Annotated in this window: 21 protein-coding genes; 20 read left to right on the forward strand and 1 reads right to left on the reverse strand. The window is 72.6% G+C overall.

The annotated features are described in order from the left end of the window. The first annotated feature begins 401 nt into the window (after positions 1 to 401). On the forward strand, positions 402 to 1,571 hold the full coding sequence (locus ACSU6M_RS23935; protein WP_437072202.1) for a cysteine desulfurase family protein: 1,170 nt from the start codon (positions 402 to 404) through the stop codon (positions 1,569 to 1,571). Positions 1,572 to 1,577: 6 nt separating this feature from the next. Here ACSU6M_RS23935 and ACSU6M_RS23940 read toward each other — a convergent pair whose 3' ends face one another. Then, positions 1,578 to 2,252 carry an N-acetylmuramoyl-L-alanine amidase gene (locus ACSU6M_RS23940; protein ID WP_437072204.1) on the reverse strand — a complete coding sequence of 225 codons (675 nt, stop codon included), beginning with the start codon at positions 2,250 to 2,252 and terminating at the stop codon, positions 1,578 to 1,580. Positions 2,253 to 2,312: 60 nt separating this feature from the next. On the opposite strand from ACSU6M_RS23940, the gene mnmA reads away from it, so the two are divergent. From mnmA to ACSU6M_RS24035, 19 genes are all read left to right on the forward strand, one after another. Further along, positions 2,313 to 3,446, forward strand: coding sequence for a tRNA 2-thiouridine(34) synthase MnmA (mnmA, locus tag ACSU6M_RS23945; RefSeq protein WP_437072206.1), 1,134 nt, complete (start codon positions 2,313 to 2,315; stop codon positions 3,444 to 3,446). Between the two features lie 65 nt (positions 3,447 to 3,511). Next, positions 3,512 to 4,333 (forward strand): hypothetical protein, encoded by an 822-nt coding sequence (locus ACSU6M_RS23950; RefSeq protein WP_437072208.1) that lies wholly within the window; start codon positions 3,512 to 3,514, stop codon positions 4,331 to 4,333. A gap of 42 nt (positions 4,334 to 4,375) precedes the next feature. After that, positions 4,376 to 4,915: a TIGR00730 family Rossman fold protein gene (locus ACSU6M_RS23955; RefSeq protein ID WP_437072209.1), complete on the forward strand. Its 540-nt coding sequence runs from the start codon at positions 4,376 to 4,378 to the stop codon at positions 4,913 to 4,915. Positions 4,916 to 4,931: 16 nt separating this feature from the next. Further along, positions 4,932 to 5,621, forward strand: a complete 690-nt coding sequence (locus ACSU6M_RS23960) for an SDR family oxidoreductase (protein ID WP_437072211.1) — start codon at positions 4,932 to 4,934, stop codon at positions 5,619 to 5,621. Continuing rightward, positions 5,618 to 6,013, forward strand: a complete 396-nt coding sequence (locus tag ACSU6M_RS23965; RefSeq protein ID WP_437072212.1) for a hypothetical protein — start codon at positions 5,618 to 5,620, stop codon at positions 6,011 to 6,013. Before ACSU6M_RS23960 ends, ACSU6M_RS23965 begins: the two co-directional genes overlap by 4 nt. A gap of 136 nt (positions 6,014 to 6,149) precedes the next feature. Further along, entirely contained in the window at positions 6,150 to 7,157 is a 1,008-nt protein-coding gene (locus ACSU6M_RS23970) for a methionine synthase (RefSeq protein WP_437072214.1), read from the forward strand. 15 nt (positions 7,158 to 7,172) lie between these two features. Further along, positions 7,173 to 9,365, forward strand: coding sequence for an NAD-dependent DNA ligase LigA (ligA, locus tag ACSU6M_RS23975; protein WP_437072216.1), 2,193 nt, complete (start codon positions 7,173 to 7,175; stop codon positions 9,363 to 9,365). 260 nt (positions 9,366 to 9,625) lie between these two features. Beyond that, entirely contained in the window at positions 9,626 to 11,935 is a 2,310-nt protein-coding gene (locus ACSU6M_RS23980) for a putative bifunctional diguanylate cyclase/phosphodiesterase (protein WP_437072217.1), read from the forward strand. Positions 11,936 to 12,094: 159 nt separating this feature from the next. After that, entirely contained in the window at positions 12,095 to 12,586 is a 492-nt protein-coding gene (locus ACSU6M_RS23985; protein WP_437072218.1) for a cupin domain-containing protein, read from the forward strand. Positions 12,587 to 12,670: 84 nt separating this feature from the next. Further along, positions 12,671 to 12,967: an Asp-tRNA(Asn)/Glu-tRNA(Gln) amidotransferase subunit GatC gene (gene gatC, locus ACSU6M_RS23990; protein ID WP_031117542.1), complete on the forward strand. Its 297-nt coding sequence runs from the start codon at positions 12,671 to 12,673 to the stop codon at positions 12,965 to 12,967. A gap of 4 nt (positions 12,968 to 12,971) precedes the next feature. Further along, a complete protein-coding gene (gene gatA / locus ACSU6M_RS23995; RefSeq protein WP_437072219.1) occupies positions 12,972 to 14,465 on the forward strand; it encodes an Asp-tRNA(Asn)/Glu-tRNA(Gln) amidotransferase subunit GatA in 1,494 nt (497 codons plus the stop codon). Continuing rightward, positions 14,462 to 14,701, forward strand: coding sequence for a hypothetical protein (locus ACSU6M_RS24000; protein ID WP_043504295.1), 240 nt, complete (start codon positions 14,462 to 14,464; stop codon positions 14,699 to 14,701). The genes gatA and ACSU6M_RS24000 overlap by 4 nt, the downstream gene beginning before the upstream one ends. A gap of 15 nt (positions 14,702 to 14,716) precedes the next feature. Further along, on the forward strand, positions 14,717 to 16,231 hold the full coding sequence (gene gatB, locus ACSU6M_RS24005) for an Asp-tRNA(Asn)/Glu-tRNA(Gln) amidotransferase subunit GatB (RefSeq protein ID WP_437072220.1): 1,515 nt from the start codon (positions 14,717 to 14,719) through the stop codon (positions 16,229 to 16,231). A gap of 136 nt (positions 16,232 to 16,367) precedes the next feature. Further along, positions 16,368 to 16,700, forward strand: coding sequence for a hypothetical protein (locus ACSU6M_RS24010; RefSeq protein ID WP_437072221.1), 333 nt, complete (start codon positions 16,368 to 16,370; stop codon positions 16,698 to 16,700). A 162-nt stretch (positions 16,701 to 16,862) separates the two neighbouring features. Then, positions 16,863 to 19,103, forward strand: coding sequence for an MMPL family transporter (locus ACSU6M_RS24015; protein WP_437072223.1), 2,241 nt, complete (start codon positions 16,863 to 16,865; stop codon positions 19,101 to 19,103). Continuing rightward, positions 19,081 to 19,653: a GNAT family N-acetyltransferase gene (locus ACSU6M_RS24020; protein ID WP_437072225.1), complete on the forward strand. Its 573-nt coding sequence runs from the start codon at positions 19,081 to 19,083 to the stop codon at positions 19,651 to 19,653. The genes ACSU6M_RS24015 and ACSU6M_RS24020 overlap by 23 nt, the downstream gene beginning before the upstream one ends. Before the next feature lie 49 nt (positions 19,654 to 19,702). Beyond that, positions 19,703 to 20,302: a hypothetical protein gene (locus ACSU6M_RS24025; protein WP_437072226.1), complete on the forward strand. Its 600-nt coding sequence runs from the start codon at positions 19,703 to 19,705 to the stop codon at positions 20,300 to 20,302. Between the two features lie 179 nt (positions 20,303 to 20,481). Further along, complete coding sequence (locus ACSU6M_RS24030) at positions 20,482 to 20,667, forward strand: hypothetical protein (protein WP_437072228.1); 186 nt, start codon at positions 20,482 to 20,484, stop codon at positions 20,665 to 20,667. Between the two features lie 221 nt (positions 20,668 to 20,888). Beyond that, entirely contained in the window at positions 20,889 to 23,936 is a 3,048-nt protein-coding gene (locus ACSU6M_RS24035; RefSeq protein WP_437072230.1) for a helix-turn-helix transcriptional regulator, read from the forward strand. The last annotated feature ends 16 nt before the right edge of the window (positions 23,937 to 23,952 follow it).

The raw sequence follows: 23,952 nt of genomic DNA on the forward strand, positions 1-23,952 counted from the left end.
GGCCGGCGTAGCCTGCGAGTCGCTTGCCGGGGGAGTCCGCGAGCCGTTTGCCGGGGGAGCGTGCGAGTCGCTTGCCGGGGGAGCCTGCGAGTCGTGTGCAGGCTTGGCGTCCGACTTGCTTGCGGGGGCCTCCGAGTCGTCTGCCGGCTCAGCGTCCGAGCCGCTGCCGGGGGAGCCTCCCAGTCGTCTGCCGGCCCAGCGTCCGAGCCGCTGCCGGGGGCAGCCTCCCAGTCGTCTGCACCGGCCCAGCGCCCGAGTTGCTTGCCGGGGGAAACTCCCAGTCGTCTGCCGACTCGGCATCCGAGCCGCTTGTCGGCGTAGCCTCCGCGTCGCTTTCCGGCCGTGCGGCTGAGGCACCGCACGCCGGGCCCTCGGGCCCGCCCCGTAGAATCGGCGTCACCATGGCTTACCTCGACCACGCCGCGACGACCCCGATGCTTCCGGAGGCGGCAGAGGCCCTGACCGCCCACCTGGGGGTCACCGGCAACGCCTCGTCCCTCCACGCCTCGGGGCGCCGGGCCCGCCGCACGGTCGAGGAAGCCCGCGAGACGCTCGCCGAGGCCCTCGGCGCCCGCCCCAGCGAGGTCGTCTTCACCTCCGGCGGCACCGAGTCCGACAACCTCGCGATCAAGGGCCTGTACTGGGCCCGCCGCGACGCGGACCCGGCCCGCACCCGCGTCCTCGCCAGCCCCGTCGAGCACCACGCCGTGCTCGACGCCGTGCACTGGCTCGGCGAGCACGAGGGCGCCACCGTCGAGTACCTGCCCGTCGACCGCTACGGCCGCGTCCACCCCGACGCCCTGCGCGAGGCCGTCGCCCGCAACCCCGACGACGTCGCCCTCGCCACCGTGATGTGGGCCAACAACGAGATCGGCACGGTCCTGCCGATCCGTGAACTGGCCGACGTGGCAGGGGAGTTCGGGATCCCGCTGCACTCCGACGCGGTCCAGGCGTTCGGTCAGGTTCCGGTCGACTTCGCCGCCTCGGGCCTCGCCGCGATGACCGTCTCCGGCCACAAGATCGGCGGCCCGTACGGCATCGGCGCGCTGCTCCTCGGCCGGGAGTACAGCCCGGTGCCCGTGCTGCACGGCGGCGGCCAGGAACGGCACGTGCGCTCCGGCACCCTCGACGTGCCCGCCATCGCCTCCTTCGCCGTGGCCGGACGCCTCGCCGCCGAGCAGCGCGAGTGGTTCGCCCGTGAGATCGGCGCCCTGCGCGACGACCTGGTCACCGCGGTCCGTGCGGCCGTACCCGACGCGATCCTCGGCGGTGACCCGTCACCGGAGGGACGCCTGCCGGCCAACGCCCACTTCACCTTCCCCGGCTGCGAGGGCGACTCCCTGCTGCTGCTCCTGGACGCCCAGGGCATCGAGTGCTCCACCGGCTCCGCCTGCACCGCCGGGGTGGCCCAGCCCAGCCACGTCCTCCTCGCCACCGGCACCGACCCCGACCTGGCCCGCGGCACCCTGCGCTTCTCCCTCGGCCACACCTCCACCGAGGCCGACGTGGAGGCCGTCGCCAAGGCGATCGGACCCGCGGTGGAGCGGGCACGGGCGGCGGGGCTGACCTGAGCCGGGTCAGGCCCCGGCGGGCGCGGGTGCCGTGCGCGCTCTTCGCACGAGCGCCAGATACCGGTCCCAGTCCCAGTGCGGCCCCGGATCGGTGTGGTCCGTGCCCGGCACCTCCACATGCCCGATGATGTGCTCGCGGTCCACCGGGATGTCGTACCGCCGGCAGATCCCCGCCGTCAGCCGCGCCGAAGCCGCGTACATCGCGTCCGTGAAGTCCTGCGGGCGGTCCACGAACCCGGCGTGCTCGATGCCCACACTGCGCTCGTTGTAGTCGCGGTTGCCCGCGTGGTACGCCACGTCCAGCTCACGGATCATCTGGGCGATGCGGCCGTCCTGCCCGACCACGTAGTGGGAGGCGGCACCGTGCCCCGGGTCCTGGAACACCCTGACCGCGCTGTCGAAACTGCCCTGGGTGACATGCACGACGACCATGTCTATGGAGAAGTCGTCCGGCCGGTCCGCCCACCGGAAGTTCGCCGAGGAGGCCGCCACCCAGCGCGCACCCCGGAAGTCGACCGCACCCTCCACCCGCGGCTTGCGCACGCCGGGCACCCGGTACCACAGCCGCGACAGCTCGTCGCGCGCGAGCACGGCGCCCGTGCCCAGCGCGGCCGCCGCCCCGCCCACGATCAGCGAACGCCGCCCGAGCCGCCGGCCCGAGCCGCCCTTCGTCTCCTCCATGTGATCCACAACGGATACTCGCGGGCCACGGTTCCCGCGCCCCCGTACCCTGGAAGGGTTATGACTGACACCCCGCAGCGCCCCCGCCCCCTCCGCGTCCTCGCCGCCATGTCCGGCGGAGTCGACTCCGCCGTCGCCGCCGCCCGCGCGGCCGAGGCGGGCCACGACGTGACCGGCGTCCACCTCGCGCTCTCCGCGAACCCGCAATCCTTCCGCACGGGCGCGCGTGGCTGCTGCACCATCGAGGACTCCCGCGACGCCCGCCGCGCCGCGGACGTCATCGGCATCCCCTTCTACGTCTGGGACCTCGCCGACCGCTTCCGCGAGGACGTGGTCGAGGACTTCATCGCCGAGTACGAGGCCGGACGCACCCCCAACCCCTGCCTGCGCTGCAACGAGAAGATCAAGTTCGCGGCCCTGCTCGACAAGGCGCTCGCGCTCGGCTTCGACGCCGTGTGCACCGGCCACTACGCCAAGGTGATCGTCAACGCGGACGGCACCCGCGAGCTGCACCGCGCCTCCGACATGGCCAAGGACCAGTCGTACGTCCTCGGCGTCCTCGACGACAAGCAGCTCGCCCACGCGATGTTCCCGCTGGGCGACACGGTGACGACCAAGGAAGAGATCCGCGCGGAGGCCGAGCGCCGCGGCCTCGCGGTCGCCAAGAAGCCCGACTCGCACGACATCTGCTTCATCGCCGACGGCGACACCCAGGGCTTCCTGGCGCGTCGCCTCGGCAAGGCCGAGGGCGACATCGTCGACGAGTCCGGCACCAAGCTCGGCACCCACGAGGGCGCGTACGGCTTCACCATCGGCCAGCGCAAGGGACTGCGCATCGGCACCCCGGCCGCCGACGGCAAGCCGCGCTACGTCCTGGACATCTCCCCGGTGAACAACACCGTCACGGTCGGCCCCGCCGAGGCGCTGGACGTCACCGAGCTGCGCGCCATCAGGCCCCGCTGGTGCGGCGCCGCCCCCACCGGCCCCGGCACCTACACCGCCCAGCTGCGCGCCCACGGCGGCGAGACGGAGGTGACGGCGGAGCCGGTCGACGGCGAACTGCACGTCCGCTTCACCGAGCCGGTCCGCGGCGTCGCCCCCGGCCAGGCGATCGTGCTCTACGACGGCACGCGCGTGGTGGGCTCGGCGACGATCGCGTCGACCACGCGCGCGGGGGCGCTGTCCCACCCGTGATCTAGAGTGCCGGGCACCGGGCGGATCGTCGTCCGGTACTCACAGGCACACATCAGGGGTGGGACATGACTCTGCGGCACAGACTCCCGGCCGCGCGCCGCGCGGTGACCGTTCTGGCGGCCGCGGGCACGGCGCTCGCGAGCACGCTGATCACGGCGCCGGGCGCGCACGCGGCCGACAGCGACATCACGTTCTCGGACGTGGTCATCAACAAGGGCAAGCCGATCGTCCTCGGCACCGGCGCCCGGATCGAGGTGCCGCTGACGTACACGGTGAAGACCAAGGTCAGGCTGGACGACTGGCGGGTGTCGGTGTACCGGGGCACCTACGGCCAGAACTCGTACCACCTGGCCATGGGAACGATTCAGTGGGACTGCAGCCGGTCCAGCGCGGGCGGTTACACCTTCTACGACTGCGACGAGTCGCTCGAGGTCGACCCCGACCAGCTGCCCGGCGGCCGGAAGCTCGTCAACAGCGACGCCACCGTCTGGAAGACCGTCGGCCTCGGGATCAAGGTCGACGGCGGCTACGACGACGACCTGCTCTCCTACACCACCCGCCTCAAGCGCGCCTCCGTCATCGAGAGCCCCGACGCGAGCCCCGAGCCGGTCACCAAGGGCAGCCCGATCACCATCAAGGGCACCCTGAAGCGCGCCAACTGGAACACCCACCGCTACGACCTGTACGGCGGGCAGAAGGTCGTCCTCCAGTTCAAGGCCGCGGGCAGCGCGGCGTACTCCTACGTCAAGACGGTCACGACCTCCTCCACGGGCGCCCTGAGGACCACCGTCACCGCCGCCAAGGACGGCACCTGGCGCTGGTACTACGGGGGCAACTCCGTCACGGGCGCCAAGGCCACCACCGGCGACTACGTGGACGTCCGGTAAACCCCTCGGGCGGCGCAGGGGGCACCCCGTACGGTGTCGTACATGAACATCTGCGTCTTCCTCTCCGCCGCCGACCTCGACGACCGCTACACCCGCCCGGCCCGTGAGTTCGCCGAGCTGCTGGGCAAGGGCGGGCACACCCTGGTGTGGGGCGGTTCGGACGTCGGCCTGATGAAGGTCGTGGCCGACGGCGTGCAGGAGGCCGGCGGCCGGCTGGTGGGCGTCTCGGTGGACTTCCTGGCCGCGAAGGCCCGGCCGGGCGCCGACGAGATGGTGATCGCGCGGGACCTCGCCGAGCGCAAGAAGCTCCTGCTGGACAAGGCCGACGCCGTGGTCATCATGGTCGGCGGCACCGGCACCCTCGACGAGGCCACCGAGATCCTGGAGCTGAAGAAGCACGGCCGCACCGACAAGCCGGTCGTCCTGCTCAACACCGCCGGGTTCTACGACGGCCTCAAGGAGCAGTTCCGCCGCATGGAGACCGAGGGCTTCCTGCCCCGCCCCCTCACCGACCTGGTCTTCTTCGCCGAGGAGCCGGTGGGCGCGCTGGCCTACCTGGAGGAGAGCCAGGGCATCCGGTGATGCGAGCATGGCGGGCATGGCTACTCATGTGATCACCGGGGCCGGTTCCGGCATCGGCGCGGCCGTCGCCCGCCGGCTGCACGCGCGCGGGGACGACCTCGTGCTCCACGCGCGCGACGCGGGCCGCGCCAAGGAACTGGCGGCCGAGTTCCCCGGCGCGCAGACCCTCGTCGGCGACCTCGCCGACCCCGACAAGCTCAGCTGGGCCTTCTCCCACCAGACGCTGCCGGACCGGGTCGACACCCTGCTGCACATCGCGGGCGTCGTCGACCTCGGGCCGGTCGGCGACCTCACCCCGAAGTCCTGGCGCCACCAGCTCAACGTCAACCTGATCTCCCCGGCCGAGCTGACCCGCCACTTCCTGCCCCAACTGCGCGCGACACGCGGGCATGTGGTCTTCGTCAACTCCGGCGCCGGTCTCAACGCCCACGCCGACTGGTCCGCGTACGCCGCCTCCAAGCACGGCCTGAAGGCCCTCGCCGACTCCCTGCGCCACGAGGAGCACGCGAACGGCGTCCGTGTCACCTCGGTCTACCCCGGCCGCACCGCAAGCCCCATGCAGGCCAAGGTCCACCAGCAGGAGGGCAAGGAGTACGACGCGTCGAAGTGGATCGACCCGGAGTCGGTCGCGACGACGATCCTGATGGCCATCGACCTGCCGAAGGACGCCGAGGTCAACGACCTGACGGTACGGCCGGGCCGGTGAGCCTCGACTGGCTGCACGAGGCGACCGACGGCGAGGTGATCCGCGCCTGGCTGGACGAGGTGTGGGCGCGGACCGAGGCCGCGGTGATCCTGCGGGGCGGCGACGACGGGGGTCCGCTGGACCGCCGTGACGTCCTGGCCGAGCTCTACGACGCCGACGCCCTCGCCGAGCTGCGGAGTCTCACCACGTCCGGTGACTTCCTGGGCGACCGGTGCCGCTGCCACGGCCATCTGACCGTCGCTCTGCTGGACGCCTCGGGCGAGTTCGTCGGCCACGGCAGTTGGCACGGCCGTACCGACATCGCCTGGGCGGCCTTCGGGAACAACCTCCGGGTCGCCGACCCGGCCGGGATGATCGGCTTCCTGACGCGGCACGGTGCCCTCGGGGCGTAGGACCGTCCGGGGCGTGGCGCCCGCGCGTGGCGCCCGCGTGGCGCCCTCGCGGGGCGGCGCCTGCGGTGCCCGAGCGGTCCCGCGGCGCGGCGGCACTGCGGTGAAGCCGCGCCCCGGCGTTCCGTAGGCTGATCCGGTGAGCGAAGACAGCCAGTTCAGCTTCGGTGCGGCCACCGGTGTCGGGTCCATGCCCGGTGGGGACGCCAGGGAGGCCGCCAAGACCGTCACCGGATCCTTCGAGGACTTCCCGTATCTCGCGGAGCTGCCCGCGCGCGGGCCGGGCGCGGACATGATCGGGCGGACCGCCGGGATGCTCGTCGAGCTGTACGCGCGCGTGGAGCCCAGCGGCTGGCGCCTCGGCGACCGGCCCGGCCGGGACACCAAGCGGGCCCGCTCCTGGCTGGGGGAGGACCTCGACGCGCTGGAGGAGTTCACCCAGGACTACACGGGCCCGCTGAAGGTGCAGGCGGTCGGCCCCTGGACGCTCGCCGCGAGCCTGGAGCTCAGGAACGGCGAGGCCGCGCTGTCCGACCCCGGCGCCTGCCGCGACCTCGCCGCCTCCCTGGCGGAGGGCCTGCGCCTGCATCTCGCGGAGGTGGGGCGGCGCGTGCCCGGCGCGCGGATCGTGCTCCAGCTCGACGAGCCGTCCCTGACCGCCGTACTGCGCGGACAGGTCAGGACCGCCAGCGGCTACCGCACCCACCGCGCCGTCGACCGGCAGATCGTCGAGTCCGCGCTGCGGGACGTCATCGGGGTGCACGAGCCGGGCCGGACCGTGGTCCACTCGTGCGCACCCGACGTGCCCTTCGCGCTGCTGCGCCGGGCGGGCGCGGCGGGCATCTCCTTCGACTTCTCCCTCCTCACCGAGCGTGACGACGAGGCGATCGGTGAGGCCGTGGAGGCGGGCACCCGGCTGTTCGCCGGTGTCGTGCCGGGCACGGACGGCCCATTGTCAGACCCTGCCGGTAGCGTCATGGGTGTCAGGACGCTGTGGCGCAGGCTGGGGCTGCGTCCGGGACTGCTCCCGGAGGCGGTCACGGTCACCCCGGCATGCGGACTCGCGGGCGCGTCCCCCGAGTACGCCCGCCGGGCCCTCGCCCACTGCGCCCGGGCGGCGAGATCTCTCGCGGACAACCCTGAGTGACGGAAGGACGACACGGTGGCCGGCGACAAGCAGGCGGAGACGACGGTGCCCGCCGAGGCACGGGAGCAGCACGCGAAGCTCGCTGAGCAGATCGAGGAGCACCGCTTCCGGTACTACGTGAAGGACGCTCCCGTCATCAGCGACGCGGAGTTCGACAAGCTCCTGCGTTCCCTGGAGGCGCTGGAGGAGGAGCATCCCGAGCTGCGCACGCCGGACTCGCCGACGCAGAAGGTCGCGGGGGCGTACGAGACCGAGTTCACGGCCGTCCAGCACGTCCAGCGCATGATGTCCCTGGACAACGCCTTCGACGACCTGGAGCTGGCCGCCTGGGCCGAGCGCGTCCACAAGGACGTCGGCACCTCCGCGTACCACTTCCTGTGCGAGCTGAAGGTCGACGGCCTCGCCGTGAACCTCACCTACGAGCACGGCCGTCTGGTCCGCGCGGCCACCCGCGGCGACGGCCGCACCGGCGAGGACATCACACCCAACGTCCGTACGATCGCGGAGATCCCGGACCGCCTGAAGGGCGACCGCGTCCCGGACCTGGTGGAGATCCGCGGCGAGGTCTACTTCCCGATGGCGAAGTTCGCCGAGCTCAACGAACGGCTGGTCGCGGCCGGCGACAAGCCCTTCGCCAACCCGCGCAACGCCGCGGCCGGTTCGCTGCGCCAGAAGGACCCGCGCGTCACCGCCACCCGCCCGCTGCACATGGTCGTCCACGGCATCGGCGCCCTCGAGGGCTACGACGGCATGACCCGCCTCTCCGAGGCGTACGACCTGCTCAAGTCCTGGGGCCTGCCGACCTCCACGCACAACAAGGTGGTCGACGGCCTCGACGGCGTACGCGAGTTCATCGCCTACTACGGCGAGAACCGCCACTCGGTGGAGCACGAGATCGACGGCGTGGTCGTCAAGCTCGACGAGATCCGGCTCCAGGGCCGCCTGGGCTCCACGGCCCGCGCGCCGCGCTGGGCGATCGCGTACAAGTACCCGCCGGAGGAGGTCAACACCAAGCTCATCGACATCAAGGTGGGCGTCGGCCGCACCGGCCGGGTCACCCCGTACGCCCAGGTGGAGCCGGTCACGGTGGCCGGTTCGGAGGTCGAGTTCGCCACCCTGCACAACCAGGACGTGGTCAAGGCCAAGGGTGTGCTCATCGGCGACACGGTGGTGATCCGCAAGGCCGGTGACGTGATCCCGGAGATCCTCGGCCCGGTCGTCGACCTGCGGGACGGCAGCGAGCGCGAGTTCGTGATGCCGTCCGAGTGCCCCGAGTGCGGGACTGCGCTGAAGCCGATGAAGGAGGGTGACGTCGACCTGCGGTGCCCCAACGGCCGCACCTGCCCGGCGCAGCTGAGAGAGCGGGTGTCCTATCTCGCGGGGCGGGAGTGCCTGGACATCGAGCACTTCGGCGAGGTCGTCGCCGCCGCGCTGACCCGGCCCCTGGAGCCGGCGGACCCGCCGCTCGTCGACGAGGGCGACCTGTTCGACCTCACGGTGGAGAAGCTGCTGCCCATCAAGGCGTACGTCCTCGACAAGGACAGCGGGCTCCCCAAGCGCGACCCGAAGACCGGTGAGGAGAAGGTCGTCACCGTCTTCGCCAACCAGAAGGGCGAACCGAAGAAGAACACGCTTGCCCTCCTGGCCAACATCGAGGCGGCCAAGACCCGCCCGCTGGCGCGCTTCCTCAACGGTCTGTCCATCCGGCACGTCGGGCCGGTCGCCGCCGAGGCCCTGGCCCGCGAGTTCCGCTCGATCGACCGCATCGAGCAGGCGAGCGAGGCCGAGCTGACCGCTGTCGACGGCGTGGGCGCGATCGTCGCCAAGGCCCTCAAGGAGTGGTTCGCCGAGGACTGGCACCGGGAGATCGTCCGCAAGTGGAAGGCCGCCGGGGTCCGCCTGGAGGACGAGGGCTCCGGCGAGGACGAGGGCCCCCGCCCGCTGGAAGGGCTCACCGTCGTCGTCACCGGCACCCTGGAGCGCTTCACCCGCGACGGCGCCAAGGACGCGCTGCAGAGCCAGGGCGCGAAGGTGACCGGTTCGGTGTCGAAGAAGACCTCGTTCGTCGTTGTGGGTGACAACCCCGGATCGAAGTACGACAAGGCGATGCAGCTGAAGGTTCCCGTTCTGAACGAGGACGGTTTCGACGTCCTGCTTCGACAAGGGCCGGAAGCCGCCGCCGAAGTCGCACTTCCGACCGAGGAGTAGCGGTTGAAGGCCACCCGATCGGCGCATATCAGATGCATACGGGTGGCCCGGGCGCATTCGGGCAACCGTCGGCGACCGCTGCCCGAGGAAGCCTTCCGCGGCCTACTGTTGAGGTGTGCGCCTGCCGTGCCCAGCTGCGGTCGGGGCATTCCTCTGCTCCTGGGGAGCGGCGGGAAAGGGTTTTCCGACGCGGTGCCGTTGAAGGATGTCGGGCATCGGGCAACGTGGCGCGGGCACCGCCGGCTGTGAGAGGGACGGGAATGGAACCGACCGAGAGCGCCGCCCCGTACTCACGGCTGCGCCGGCTGGCCGGCGTCTGGCGCGAGGGCCGGGCGGCCCCGCGGGGCGCCTCCGGGCCGGACCACGCGGGCGGGCAGGCGGGCGCGGACCCGCTCGGCACGGCCCCGGTCGGGACGACCTCGCTGCGCAGCGGCTCGCGGGGGACCGCCGCGCCGGGCAACGGCTCACTGGGGGCCGGATCGCTGGGGAACGCGTCGCTCGGCGCCGGGTCCGCCGCCGCGGCCGGTGCCGACGCCGAACGGCACGCGTCCTGGCCCGCCCTGCCCGCCGCGGTCGTCGCGGCCGCCGCCTTCGCCCTCGGCGCCGGGTTCTACCGGGCCTTCGCCGGCAGCCACGCGCTGTTCCCGTCGGGCACGCCCGGCTGGTCGCTGGCCGTGCTGACCGGCATCATCGTCGGCCACCTGGTGATGCTCGGCCGGGCCCGCTGGTGGGGCGGCACGGGCTCGGGCGCCGCGCTCACCCTCGCCGTCCTGCTGCTGTACGGCTGGGTGCCCGCCGGGCTGGTCAGCCTGACCGTCGTCGTGCTGGTCGGCATAGCCCGCCGCCACCGCTGGCGGCAGGGGATACTGCACGGCGCGGTGGACGTCCTCGGCATCGGCGCGGGCGCGCTGGTGCTCCGGGCGTTCGGCCGGGTGCCGTCCGTGGAGAACCCGTGGAGCCCGGAGACCTGGGACCTCTACACCGCCCCCGAGGTGGTCCTGGCGGCCACCGCCTATCTCGCCGTCTCCCGCGTCCTGCTGTGGTACCTGCACGCGCCCCGCTCCGGCGGACTGCCCACCATCGCCCGTACCGCCCTGCTCAGACAGGGCCTGGTGGCGGTCGCGCTGCTCGGGATAGCCCCGCTGGTGTGCGTCGTCGCCGCGGCCAAGCCGATCCTGCTGCCGCTGTTCGCCATCCCGCTCGTCGCCCTCGACTCCACGCTGTGGATGGCCCGCGCCCGCGCCGAGGAGCAGCTGCGCGACCCGCTGACCGGGCTGCCCAACCGGCAGTGGCTGCTGGAGCGGATCTGGACCGCACTGGACGACGCCGACCGGATCGGCGCCCGCGCCGCTCTGATGCTGATCGACCTCGACCGTTTCCGTTCGGTCAATGACACTCTCGGCCATCTCGCCGGTGACCGGCTGCTGCTGCAGACCGCGGACCGGCTCCGGCTGGCCCTTCCCCGCGGCGCGGAGGTCGCCCGGCTCGGCGGCGACGAGTTCGCCGTGTTACTGCCGGTCGCCGACTCCACCACGTCCGCGACCCGCATAGCCCGCGGCATCGTCGCCGCCCTCAGCTCCCCGCTCGACCTCGACGGCCTCACCCTGGTCCTGGAGGCCAGCGCCGGAGTCGCCGTCTTCCCCGACCACGCGCTCGACGCCGAGGGCATGCTGCGCCGCGCGGACGTGGCGATGTACCAGGCCAAGCGGGACCGCACCGGCGTCGAGGTCTACGAGTCCAAGCGCGACTCCAACACCCCCGACCGCCTGGGACTGCTGGCCGACCTGCGCCGCGCCCTGGACGCGCAGGAGGTGCAGTTGCACTACCAGCCGAAGGTCCGCTTCGACGGCCAGGTGGCCGGGCTGGAGGCCCTGGTGCGCTGGGTGCACCCGGAGCGGGGCAAGGTGCCGCCCGACGAGTTCATAGCGATCGCCGAGTCCTCCGGGCTGATGCCGCACCTCACCGAGTACGTCCTGGAGACCGCGCTCGGGCAGGTCGCCAAGTGGCGCTCCCAGGGCCTGTTCGTGCCCGTCGCCGTCAATGTCTCCCCGCGTGACGTCCACACCCCCGGCTTCGCCGGCTCCGTCGCCGCCCGCCTGGCCCGCCACGGGGTACCGGCCGGGGCGCTCCAGCTGGAGATCACCGAACATGTGCTGCTGGAGGACCCGCAGCGCGCCGCCGACACGCTCGCCGGACTGACCGGGCACGGCGTGAAGATGTCCCTGGACGACTTCGGCACCGGCTACTCCTCGCTGGTGCATCTGCGCCGCCTGCCAGTGAGCGAGCTGAAGATCGACCGCTCCTTCGTGGCCCGCCTCGCCGTCGACACCGAGGACGCCGAGATCGTGCGCTGCACCGTCGACCTCGCCCATTCGCTCGGCCTCCTGGTGGTCGCCGAGGGCGTCGAGGACGACGAGACCTGGGAGCGCCTGCGCGACCTGGGCTGCGACGCCGTCCAGGGCTGGCTGGTGGCCGCCGCGATGCCGCCGGAGGAGACCACGGCCTGGCTGCGCGCCCGCGGGGCACGGGGCTGGGAGCGGCCGAAGGCGGCGCTGCCGACGGCGGAGTGAGCGCGGTCGGCGGCCGGGGATGTTTGGCCCCGACATCGGTCCGGGCCCGGTTTCAGGGTCGTGTCAGGGGCCGGGCGGAATCGAACCGGGCACGGTGATCGTTCTCCTGGTGAACGCACGGCGGGCGCCGTGCGCCGCACATCATCAGGGGGATGAGACATGTCGCTCTTCGTGCCCACGTTCGACGAGTCCGTGATCGTCCGGGACGCCGACGCCGAGGTGATCGGCGGTGACCCGGTGGCCGTGAAGCTGCTGGCGGACAGCAGCGCGTCCGGCGGGGCGCTGTCCACCGTCCGCGTCACCCTCGGCCAGGGCGCGGACGGCGCCAAGCCGCATCTGCACCGCAACTCCGCCGAGATGTTCTTCCTGCTGGACGGCGAGGCCGAGCTGCTGTCCGGGGACGACGTGGTGACCGCCGAACGCGGTGACCTGGTCATCGTCCCCCCGGGCCGGCCCCACGCCTTCGCCGCCGCCCCCGGCAGCACCGCCGACCTGCTCATCGTCATCACGCCCGGCGTCGAGCGGTTCGAGTACTTCCGTCACCTCCAGCGCATACGCCTCGGCGAGGCCGGCCCGGAGTCCCTCCTGGAGGTCCAGGAGCTCTACGACAACCACTTCCTGCGCAGCGCTGCCTGGGACGGCCGCAGGTGACCGCCGTAACCGTTTAACGGCTGGAGCCCCCCGCCCCCTAGGATTGGCCCCAAACCACACACACTCACCCCAGAGGATCGCTGCATGCCTGGCATCACGCGCGAGGAGGTCGCCCACCTCGCCCGGCTGGCGCGTCTGGAGCTGAAGCCCGAAGAGCTTGATCACTTCGCCGGCCAGCTGGACGACATCATCGGCGCGGTCGCCCGCGTCAGCGAGGTCGCCGACCAAGACGTACCGCCGACCTCGCACCCGCTCCCGCTGACCAACGTCATGCGCCCGGACGAGGTGCGTCCGTCGCTCACCCCCGAGCAGGCGCTCTCCGGCGCCCCGGCCCAGGAGCAGCAGCGTTTCAAGGTGCCGCAGATCCTGGGGGAGGACTGATCCCATGACGGACATCATCAAGCTCACCGCCGCCGAGATCGCCGAGAAGATCGCCTCCGGCGAGCTCACGGCGGTCGAGGTCACCGAGGCGCACCTGGCCCGCATCGAGGCCGTCGACGAGAAGGTGCACGCCTTCCTCCACGTCGACCGCGAGGGCGCCCTCGCGCAGGCCCGTGCCGTGGACGAGAAGCGCGCCAAGGGGGAGAAGCTCGGACCTCTCGCCGGCGTGCCGCTGGCGCTCAAGGACATCTTCACCACCGAGGGCGTGCCCACGACCGTCGGCTCGAAGATCCTCGAAGGCTGGATCCCGCCGTACGACGCGACCCTCACCAAGAAGCTGAAGGCCGCCGACGTCGTCATCCTCGGCAAGACCAACATGGACGAGTTCGCCATGGGGTCCTCCACCGAGAACAGCGCCTACGGCCCGACCGGCAACCCGTGGGACCTCACCAAGATCCCCGGCGGCTCGGGCGGCGGTTCCTCCGCCGCGCTCGCCTCCTTCCAGGCGCCGCTCGCCATCGGCACCGACACCGGCGGCTCCATCCGCCAGCCGGCCGCCGTCACCGGCACCGTCGGCGTGAAGCCGACCTACGGCGCGGTCTCCCGCTACGGCATGGTCGCCTTCTCCTCCTCCCTCGACCAGGGCGGCCCCTGCGCCCGCACGGTCCTGGACGCGGCCCTGCTGCACGAGGTCATCGCCGGCCACGACCCGATGGACTCCACCTCCATCGACGCCCCGGTCCCGCCGGTCGTCGAGGCCGCCCGCAACGGCAGCGTGCAGGGCATGCGCGTCGGCGTGGTCAAGCAGTTCCGCGGCGAGGGCTACCAGGCCGGTGTCATCCAGCGCTTCGACGAGTCGGTCGAGCTGCTGAAGGAGCTGGGCGCCGAGATCGTCGAGCTGGACTGCCCGTCCTTCGACCTGGCCCTGTCGGCGTACTACCTGATCGCGCCGTCCGAGTGCTCCTCCAACCTCGCCCGCTTCGACGGCCTGCGCTACGGCCTGCGGACCGGCGACGACGGCACGCACTCGGCCGAGGAGGTCACCTCCCTCACCCGTGAGGCGGGCTTCGGCCCCGAGGTCAAGCGCCGCATCATGCTCGGCACGTACGCGCTCAGCTCCGGCTACTACGACGCGTACTACGGCAGCGCCCAGAAGGTCCGTACGCTCATCAAGCGGGACTTCGACAAGGCGTTCGAGCAGGTCGACGTGATCGTCTCCCCGACGACCCCGACCACCGCCTTCGCGATCGGCGAGCGCGCCGACGACCCGATGGCGATGTACCTCGCCGACCTGTGCACCATCCCGACCAACCTGGCGGGCAACGCGGCCATGTCGCTGCCCTGCGGTCTCGCCCCGGAGGACAACCTCCCGGTCGGTCTGCAGATCATCGCCCCGGCGATGAAGGACGACCGCCTGTACAAGGTGGGCGCCGCCGTGGAGGCCGCCTTCGTGGAAAAGTGGGGCCACCCGCTGATCGAGGAGGCACCGTCGCTGTGAGCAAGCTGTCGAAGGCCAAGGGCTTCAAGAAGTCCAAGAACGGCCTGTACCTGTCCATGGCCACCACCGCGTTCGGCGCGTTCAGCGTCGCCAAGCAGGCGAAGCTCGCCCGTGCCGAGAGCGACACGCTCCGTCTGGTCGACGCCGCCGTGTCCGCCGCCGCCATCGTCACCGGCCTCGCCATCCTCTACCGCGAGCTGAAGCGGCTGGGCGACGACGACGTCCTGCTGGGCTGAGAGGGAAGTTTCACCGTGACCACCACGACCGACCTGGTGTCGTACGAGGACGCGCTGGCGTCGTACGACCCCGTCATGGGCCTTGAGGTCCATGTCGAACTCGGCACCAAGACCAAGATGTTCTGCGGCTGTTCGACCGCCCTCGGCCAGGACGCCAACACCCAGACCTGCCCGGTCTGCCTCGGCCTGCCCGGCGCGCTGCCGGTCGTCAACGCGACCGGCGTCGAGTCCGCCATCAAGATCGGCCTCGCGCTGAACTGCGAGATCGCCGAGTGGTGCCGCTTCGCCCGGAAGAACTACTTCTATCCGGACATGCCGAAGAACTTCCAGACCTCCCAGTACGACGAGCCGATCGCCTTCAACGGCTACCTCGACGTGCAGCTGGAGGACGGCGAGGTCTTCCGCGTGGAGATCGAGCGCGCCCACATGGAGGAGGACACCGGCAAGTCGACGCACGTCGGCGGCGCGACGGGCCGTATCCACGGCGCGTCCCACTCCCTGCTGGACTACAACCGCGCCGGCATCCCGCTGATCGAGATCGTCACCAAGCCGATCGTCGGCGCCGGCGAGCGCGCGCCCGAGGTGGCGAAGGCGTACGTGCGTGAGCTGCGCGAGCTGATCCGCGCGCTCGGTGTGTCCGAGGCCCGGATGGAGATGGGCCAGATGCGCTGCGACGTGAACCTGTCGCTGATGCCCAAGGGCAGCGAGAAGTTCGGCACGCGCTCGGAGACCAAGAACGTCAACTCCCTGCGTTCGGTGGAGCGTGCGGTCCGCTTCGAGATCCAGCGGCACGCGGCCGTGCTCGGCGAGGGCGGCACGATCGTCCAGGAGACCCGCCACTTCCACGAGGACACCGGCTCCACCACCTCGGGCCGGGTCAAGGAGGAGGCCGAGGACTACCGGTACTTCCCTGAGCCCGACCTGGTGCCGGTCGCCCCGTCCCGCGAGTGGGTCGAGGAGCTGCGCGCCGGTCTGCCCGAGCTGCCGCTGGTGCGCCGCAACCGGCTCCGCGAGGAGTGGGGCATCTCCGGCACCGACATGCAGGCGATCCTCAACGCCGGCGCGCTGGACCTGATCGTCGCCACGATCGACGCCGGTGCCGATGCCGCGTCCGCCCGCAAGTGGTGGATGGGCGAGCTGGCCCGCAGCGCCAACGAGTCCGGCAAGGCGCTGGACGAGCTGGCGATCACCCCGGCGCAGGTGGCGCGGATCACCGAGCTGGTCGCGAAGGGTGACCTGAACGACAAGCTGGCCCGCCAGGTCATCGAGGGCGTTCTCGCGGGCGAGGGTACCCCGGACGAGGTCGTGGACAAGCGCGGTCTGAAGGTCGTCTCCGACGAGGGCGCCCTGACCACCGCCGTCGAGGAGGCCATCGCCGGCAACCCGGCCATCGCGGACAAGATCCGCGGCGGCAAGGTGGCCGCGGCCGGCGCCCTGGTCGGCGCGGTCATGAAGGCCACCCGCGGGCAGGCCGACGCGGCCCGCGTCAAGGAGCTGATCCTGGAGAAGCTGGGCGTCAGCGAGGGCTGAGCCCGATCCGCGTACAGGCCCTGGGGACCGGTTTCCCAGGGCCTGTGGCATGTCCGGCGGAGTTCGGAGGCCCCGGGAACTCGCTTCCCGGGGCCCCTGGCATGTCCGGCGCACCCAGGCGCTACGCTCCCGCGGCATGAACGGACCTGTCGATTCCGAGACGGCGGACATAGCCGAGACCACCGAGGAGGACCCGGCCCCGGAGGACGCCCAGGAGACGGCCGCCGAGGCGCGGCGGGCGCGCTGGACGGCCACCGGGACCGGCGCCCTGCTCACCCTCGCCGGGACGGCGGCGGCCCTGCTGCGGCTGACCGGCACCGCCCCGGCGCTGGTGCCCGCGGCCTACGCCCTCGGCGCCGCCGTCTGCGCGGCCGCCGCGCTCATCGGCTCGCGCGGGCACACCCGGCGGGCCCTGTGGATGCTGATCGGCGGAGTGATGATCATGGCGCTCGGCGATCAGTTCGACTGAGCGTCCGCCATTCCTGTGAATAAGCCCACGAACCGACCAAACGATCATTTCAGCCTGTAAGAGTGACTATGCATCGCTCATGCGTTCTTTGCGGGCTGTTCGGTTCATGCACGACTGCTCCCGGTCAAAGATTCACAAACGGTCGTCTCAGGGAGCAGGTTCGTGGCAGCCCTTGCACGCTGGTGTGTCCGGCACCGCCTCGCCGCCGTTCTGCTGTGGCTCCTCGCCTTCGGCGGGGTGACCGCCGCCGCGTCCGTCGCCGGATCGGCGTACTCGAACGACTACGAGGTCCCCGGCACTGAGTCCGGCCGCGCCACCCAGCTGCTGAAGGACGGCTTCCCCGGCCTCGGCGGTGACAGCGACACCGTCGTCTGGCACACCGACTCCGGCAGCGTCCGCGCCGCCGACGTCGAGCAGACCATGACCCGGGCCCTGGACGACATAGCCGCCCTGCCCGGCGTCGCCTCGGTCGCCGGCCCCTACGACGACCGGGGCGACGAGCGCGTCAGCGAGGACGGGCGCACCGCGTACGCCACCGTCACCTTCGAGCAGTCGGCGGAGAACCTCGACGTCGGCCAGGTGCGGGCCGTCGTCGCCACCGCCCAGGCCGCCGAGGCCGAGGGCCTTGAGGTGGAGCTCGGCGGCAACGCCATCGCACTCACCGAGTCCTCCGGCGGGCATCTCGCCGAGGTCGTCGGGGTGATCGTCGCGGCCGTCGTGCTGTTCCTCGCGTTCGGCTCGCTCGCCGCCTCGCTGCTGCCCATCGCCACCGCGCTGATCGGTGTCGGCACCGCGTACGCCGGCATAGGGCTGCTCGGGCATGTGATGACCGTCGCCGACTTCGCGCCCATGCTCGGCATGCTGATCGGGCTCGGCGTCGGCATCGACTACGCCCTGTTCATCGTCACCCGGCACCGGCGCGGCCTGAAACGCGGCCTGAGCGTCACCGAGGCCGCCACCAACGCCGTCGCCACCACCGGCCGCGCGGTCGTCTTCGCGGGCGCCACCGTGTGCATCGCCCTGCTGGGCATGCTGATCCTGCGCCTGGGCTTCCTCAACGGCGTGGCCATCGCGGCCTCCCTGACCGTCGTCCTCACCGTCGCGTCCTCCGTGACGCTGCTGCCCGCCCTGCTGTCCTTCATCGGCATGCGGGCCCTCAGCCGCCGCGAGCGCCGCCGGCTCGCCGAGCACGGGCCCGAGCCCGAGGTGCCCACCGGGTTCGCCGCCCGCTGGTCGGCGTTCGTCGAGCGGCACCCCAAGAAGCTCGGCGCCGTCGCCCTCGTCGTCATGACGCTGCTCGCCCTGCCCGCGCTGTCCCTGCGGCTGGGTACCTCCGACCAGGGCAACAACCCCCAGTCGGCCACCACCCGACAGGCATACGACCTCCTCGCCGACGGCTTCGGCCCCGGCCTCAACGGCCCGCTCACCCTCGTCAGCGAGGTCCACGGCGCCGCCGACAAGCTCGCCCTGGACAACCTCGACAGCACCCTGCGCTCCACCGACGGCGTCGCCTCCGTCACGCCGGTCACCCACAACGGCGGCGGCGACACCGCGTACCTCACCGTCGTCCCCGAGTCCTCGCCGCAGTCCCCGCAGACCAGCGAGCTCGTCGACCGGCTGCGCACCGAGGTGCTGCCGCGCGCCGAGTCCGGCACCTCCCTCGACGTGCACGTCGGCGGGGTCACGGCCGGCTACGACGACTTCGCGGACGTGATCGTCGGCAAGCTGCCGCTGTTCGTCGGCGTCGTCATCGGCCTCGGCTGCGTCCTGCTGCTGCTCGCCTTCCGCTCGATCGGCATCCCGCTCAAGGCCGCCGTCATGAACATCGCCGCCGTCGCCTCCGCGTTCGGTGTCGTCGTCGCGATCTTCCAGTGGGGCTGGGGCAGCGAACTGCTCGGCCTCGGCCGCGCGGGCCCCATCGAACCCTTCCTGCCCGTGATCATGGTGTCGGTGCTCTTCGGGCTGTCCATGGACTACCAGGTGTTCCTGGTCAGCCGGATGTACGAGGAGTGGCTGGAGACCGGCGACAACCGGCGCGCGGTCCGTGTGGGCCTGGCCGAGACCAGCCGGGTGATCAACTCCGCGGCGGTCATCATGATCTCCGTCTTCCTCGCCTTCGTGCTCAGCGGCGACCGCGTCATCGCGATGTTCGGCATCGCGCTCGCCGCCGCCGTCGCCCTCGACGCCTTCGTCCTGCGCACACTGCTGGTGCCCGCCCTGATGCATCTGCTCGGCGGCGCCAACTGGTGGCTGCCGCGCTGGCTCGACCGGCGCCTGCCCCGGATCAGCATCGAACCGCCCGAGTGCCGTGCCGCCCATGAGAAGCTCGCCGATGTCACGGCCGACGACGCGGCCGAGTTCGAACAGGAGCGGGAACGGGATGTACGCGATATCGCTGGGTGACGGAGCCGATCTGCGCCCACTGGAGCCCTGGCACGCCGAGGAGTTCCTGGCCCACCTGGAGCGGGGCCGGGAGTTCATCAACCGGTTCGTGCCCTTCGGGTCGCGCGCCACGGACGTGGCCTCCGCCCGCGAGACGCTCCAGCGGTACGCCGACTGGCGCGCCGCCGACACCGCGTCCCTGCACGGCATCCGGCTGGACGGCCGGCTCGTCGGCGGCGTCCTCTTCCTCAACTTCGACGCCGCGCAGGGCAATTGCGAGGTGGGCTGCTGGCTGGAGCCCGCCGCGACCGGGCGCGGCCTGGTCACCCGCGCGATGCGGCTGCTCCTCGACCACGCCTTCGACGACCGCGGCATGCACCGCGTCGAATGGATCGCCGCGACCGGCAACACCGCCAGCCTGAACGTGGCCCGCCGCCTGGGCATGACCCACGAGGGCGTACGACGCGAGAGCTTCCCCCATCGCGGCGAACGGCTGGACATGGAGGTCTGGTCGATCCTCGCCCCCGAGTGGCGCACGGCCCGGCAGACCCTCGCCGGAGCCGATCACTGAGGCCCCTTTGTTAAGGCCCCTCTCAGACTCCGTCCGTACGGTGCCGGGCATGGAAACCAAGACTGTGGACCAGGAGCCCGGCGCCGACGAGGCCGAGACCCGCGCCGAGGCCCCGGCCGGGGCCGCCGAGGCGCCCGAGGCCGTCGAGGCCGTCGAGCAGGCGGGCACGGAGGCCGACGCCGGGGCCGAGGCCGAGGCCGAGGCCACCGACGCCGCCGGGGCCCCGGAAGACGCGGACACCACCGAGGAGCCCGGCCCCTCCGGGGTCGGCCAGGGCGCCGGTGCCGTGGTCTCCGCCGCCCTGGGCTTCGTCTCCCTCACCGGCGGCTGGATCGGCACCGTGGCGTCCGCGCGCGAGTCGCTGATCGGCCAGCTGGAGACGTCCTCGTCGTCCAGCGTGGCCACCATGGTCAAGGAGGGCTACGGCGACGCCTGGCAGGCCAGTGCCCTGTGGGCCGGGCTGTTCGCGCTCACCGCGCTGGTCGTCGGCGTCGCCGTGCTCGCCCGCCCCGCCTTCGGGGCACCCGGCAGGCCGCAGGCCCCCTGGATCAAGTCCGTCTCCTGGGCGGGCGTCTCCCTCGGCCTGATCGGTCTCCTGCTGGCCGTCCTGAAGTACACCGATGTCCTGCTCGGCCTGCCCTCCGCATAAGGGCCTTAGCCGGCCCCTTAGCCCCCTCACGGGCGCCTAAGGCCCCACCCACCTCGGAAGATGCGGAACTCTCCCGATGTGGCGGACCCCCCTGGGAGACGACAGTTGAGGCATCGCAGACAGCGAAGCCGACAACCGGCCGCCGAGGCCGGGGAGCGGCGCCTCACCAGGGAGAAGAGATGTACGAGTACGAGATCCAGCAGCTGCGTTCCGCCGAGCTGATCCGCCGAGCCGAGCACGAGCGCCTGGCCCGCGAGGTCGTCCGCCGGCGTCGCGCCGCCCGCGCCGAGTCCGAGGCACGCCCCGACGAGGCGGAGTCGCATAGCCGCCGCCCCCGCCGGCTGCGGTCACCGCGCACCGCGTGAGCGCGGCCGCCGGGGCGGCGGTGGCGCCGGACCCCGGGAGGGTGGTTACCTCTGCCGCCGGGACGGTGGTGATGGCGGACTCCGGGACGGTGGTGACGTCGGTCTCCGGGAGGGCGGTGGCCTCGGGCCCCGAGACGGCGGTGGCGCAGGCCGGACCGGCACCGGCTCGCACGACCTCCGCCCTCCGCAAAACAGGTGCCGCACCGTTCGATCACCGTGCGATGCTCACTGACGTGGAGACCAGGTCCGTCAGTCCCGTGTTCGTCGGCCGCGCCCAGGAGTTGGACACGCTGAACGATGCGCTCGCCCGCGCCGCCGCGGGCGAGCCGCAGGCGTTTCTCGTGGGCGGCGAGGCCGGAGTCGGAAAGACCCGCCTCGTCGAGGAGTTCCTCGACACCGCCACCCGCGCCGGAGCCGTCGTCGCCCTCGGCGGCTGCGTCGAGATCGGCGCCGACGGACTGCCCTTCGCCCCCTTCTCCAGCGCCCTGCGCGCCCTGCGCCGCGCCCTGCCCGACGAACTGGCCGCCGCGGCCGCCGGCCAGGAGGAGGAACTCGCCCGGCTGCTCCCCGAACTCGGCGACACCGGCACCGGCCGGCACGACGAGGAGGGTACCGCCCGCCTCTTCGAACTCACCGCCCGCCTCCTGGAACGCGCCGCCGCCGACCGCACCGTCGTCGTCGCCCTGGAGGACCTGCACTGGGCCGACGCCTCCACCCGCCACCTGCTCGCCTACCTCTTCCGCACCCTGCGCACCGGCCGCCTCGTCGTCCTGGCCACCTACCGCACCGACGACATCCACCGCCGCCACCCGCTGCGCCCCCTGCTCGCCGAACTCGACCGGCTGCGCACCGTCGGCCGACTCGAACTCGGCCGCCTCAACCGCGAGGAGGTCGGCCGTCAGATCGCCGGCATCCTGGCCGCCGAACCCGACCCCGCCCAGGTCGACGCCATCTTCGAACGCTCCGACGGCAACGCCTTCTTCGTCGAGGAACTGGCCGTCGCCGCCCACGAGGGCTGCGCCACCGGCCTCACCGACTCCCTGCGCGACCTGCTGCTGGTCCGCGTCGAGGGCCTGCCCGACAGCGCCCAGCAGGTCGCCCGGATCGTCGCCGAGGGCGGCTCCACCGTCGAGCACCGGCTCCTCGCGGCCGTCGCCCGCCTGCCCGAGGACGACCTCATCGAGGCCCTGCGCGCCGCCGTCCACGCCAGCATCCTCACCCCCACACCCGACGGCGACGGCTACCGCTTCCGCCACTCCCTCGTCCGCGAGGCCGTCAGCGACGACCTGCTGCCCGGCGAACGCGCCCGCCTCAACCGCCGCTTCGCCGAGGCCCTGGAGGCCGACCCCACGCTCGTCCCCGCCGACGAACGCGCCACCCGCCTGGCCAGCTACTGGTACCACTCCCACGACGCCGCCAAGGCCCTCCCCGCCGTCCTGGACGCCTCCGCCTCCGCCCGCCGCCGCCACGCCTACGCCGAACAACTGCGGCTCCTGGAGCGGGCGATGGACCTGTGGGACACCGCCCCCGAGGACACCCGGGCCGCCCTGCGCCTGGCCGACTACACCGACGCCTACTGCGGCTGCGACCCCGAGACCACCCCCTTGCGCTTCCTCGACCTGCTGGCCGAGGCATCCCAGGCAGGCCGCTTCTGCGGCGAACGCGTCCGCGCGCTGAAGATCGTCAAGCGCGCCCTGCGCCTGCTGGAGGACGAGCACGACCCGTTGCGCGCCGCCTGGTTCTGGGTCCAGCGTTCCCGCCTCGTCCAGGCCAAGGCCCGCGGCGACGGCTGGGCCGAACTGGCCCGCGCCCAGGAACTCGTCCGCGGCCTGCCGCCCTCCGAGGTGCACGCCGAGGTGCTCGCCAGTGCCGCCGGCTGGTCGATGCTGCACGAACCCGGCCCCGACGCCCTGGCCGCCGCCGAACGCGCCGTGGAGTACGCCCGCATGGTCGGCGCCCGCGAGATCGAGCTCAACGCCCGCGTCACCCTCGGCACCCTCGTCGTCGGCGCCGGCGACACCGAGGCCGGGCTCGCCGAACTCGCCGAGGTCAAGGAGCTCGCCCTGCGCGAGGGCGCCACCGCCGTCGCGGGCCGCGTCTATGTGAACCTCCCGGACGGTCTGGACGCCGTCGGCCGCTCCCGTGAAGCCGTGCCCATCCTGGAGGAAGGGTCCGTCTTCACCCGGAAGTTCGGCCTGCTGCACTCCGAGACCTGGGTATGGGCCAACCTCGCCGAGGTCCTGTACGGCCTCGGCCGCTGGGACGAGTCCGTCGAGGCCGCCACCACGGCGCTCGGCCGCGGCACGAGCGCCAAACCGCAGGGCGGTGCCGCGCTCGTCCTGGCCCACATCGCCCTCGGCCGCGGCGACATCGCCGAGGCCGCCCGGCAACTCGCCGCCGCGCACAGCCGCTTCGGCACCCACGATCCCATGCCCCAGCAGTCCCTGCCGCTGGCCACCATCACCCTCGGCGTCGCCGCCGCGGAGGGCCGCCTCCCCGACGCCCGCGCCGAACTCGGTCGCGCCCTCGACGCCGGCTTCCCGCCCGGCACCCAGCGCTACGGCTGGCCCCTCCTCGTGGCCGCCGCCACCGCCGAGGCCCACGCACCCGACCTGCCCACCCTGCGCGAGGGCCGCGAGGAGACACTGGACCGCATCTCCGACACCGCGCGGCGACTCGCCACCGGCGCCCCGGTCTGGGCCGCCCACGACCGATGGGTCCGCGCCGAACTCCACCGCGCCCGGCACGCAGCCGACCCCGACCGCTGGGCCGACGTCGTCACGGCCTTCGAGCGGCTGGAACGCCCCTACGACCTCGCCCGCGTCCGCCACCGCCTGGCCGAGGCCCTTCTCACCGCTGGCCCCGCGCCCACCGCCGAGGACCGCGACCGCGCCACCGAGTTGCTCCGCCTCGCCCTCGCCGTCGCCCGACACCTCGGCGCCCGCCCCCTGGCCGACCAGGTCACCCGGCTCGCCCAGCGCGCCCGCCTCACCCTCGACCGCACCGCCCCGGCGGCCGCCCTCGCCCCCGCCGACCCGGCCGACGCACTGGGCCTCACCCTCCGGGAGCGCGATGTGCTGCGCCTGGTCTCGGCCGGCCGCACCAACCGTCAGATAGCCGAGGAGCTGTTCATCTCTCCCAAGACGGCCAGCGTCCACGTCTCCAACATCCTCGCCAAGCTCGGCGTCTCCGGCCGTGGCGAGGCGGCGGCGGTGGCCCATCGGCTGGGACTGTTCCCCCTGGCGGCGGGGGATCCGGCGGGCGGGTGATGATGGAACCAGGCGG

It is taken from the genome of Streptomyces sp. enrichment culture (assembly GCF_964272895.1).
In the GTDB taxonomy this organism is placed as follows: Bacteria; Actinomycetota; Actinomycetes; order Streptomycetales; family Streptomycetaceae; genus Streptomyces.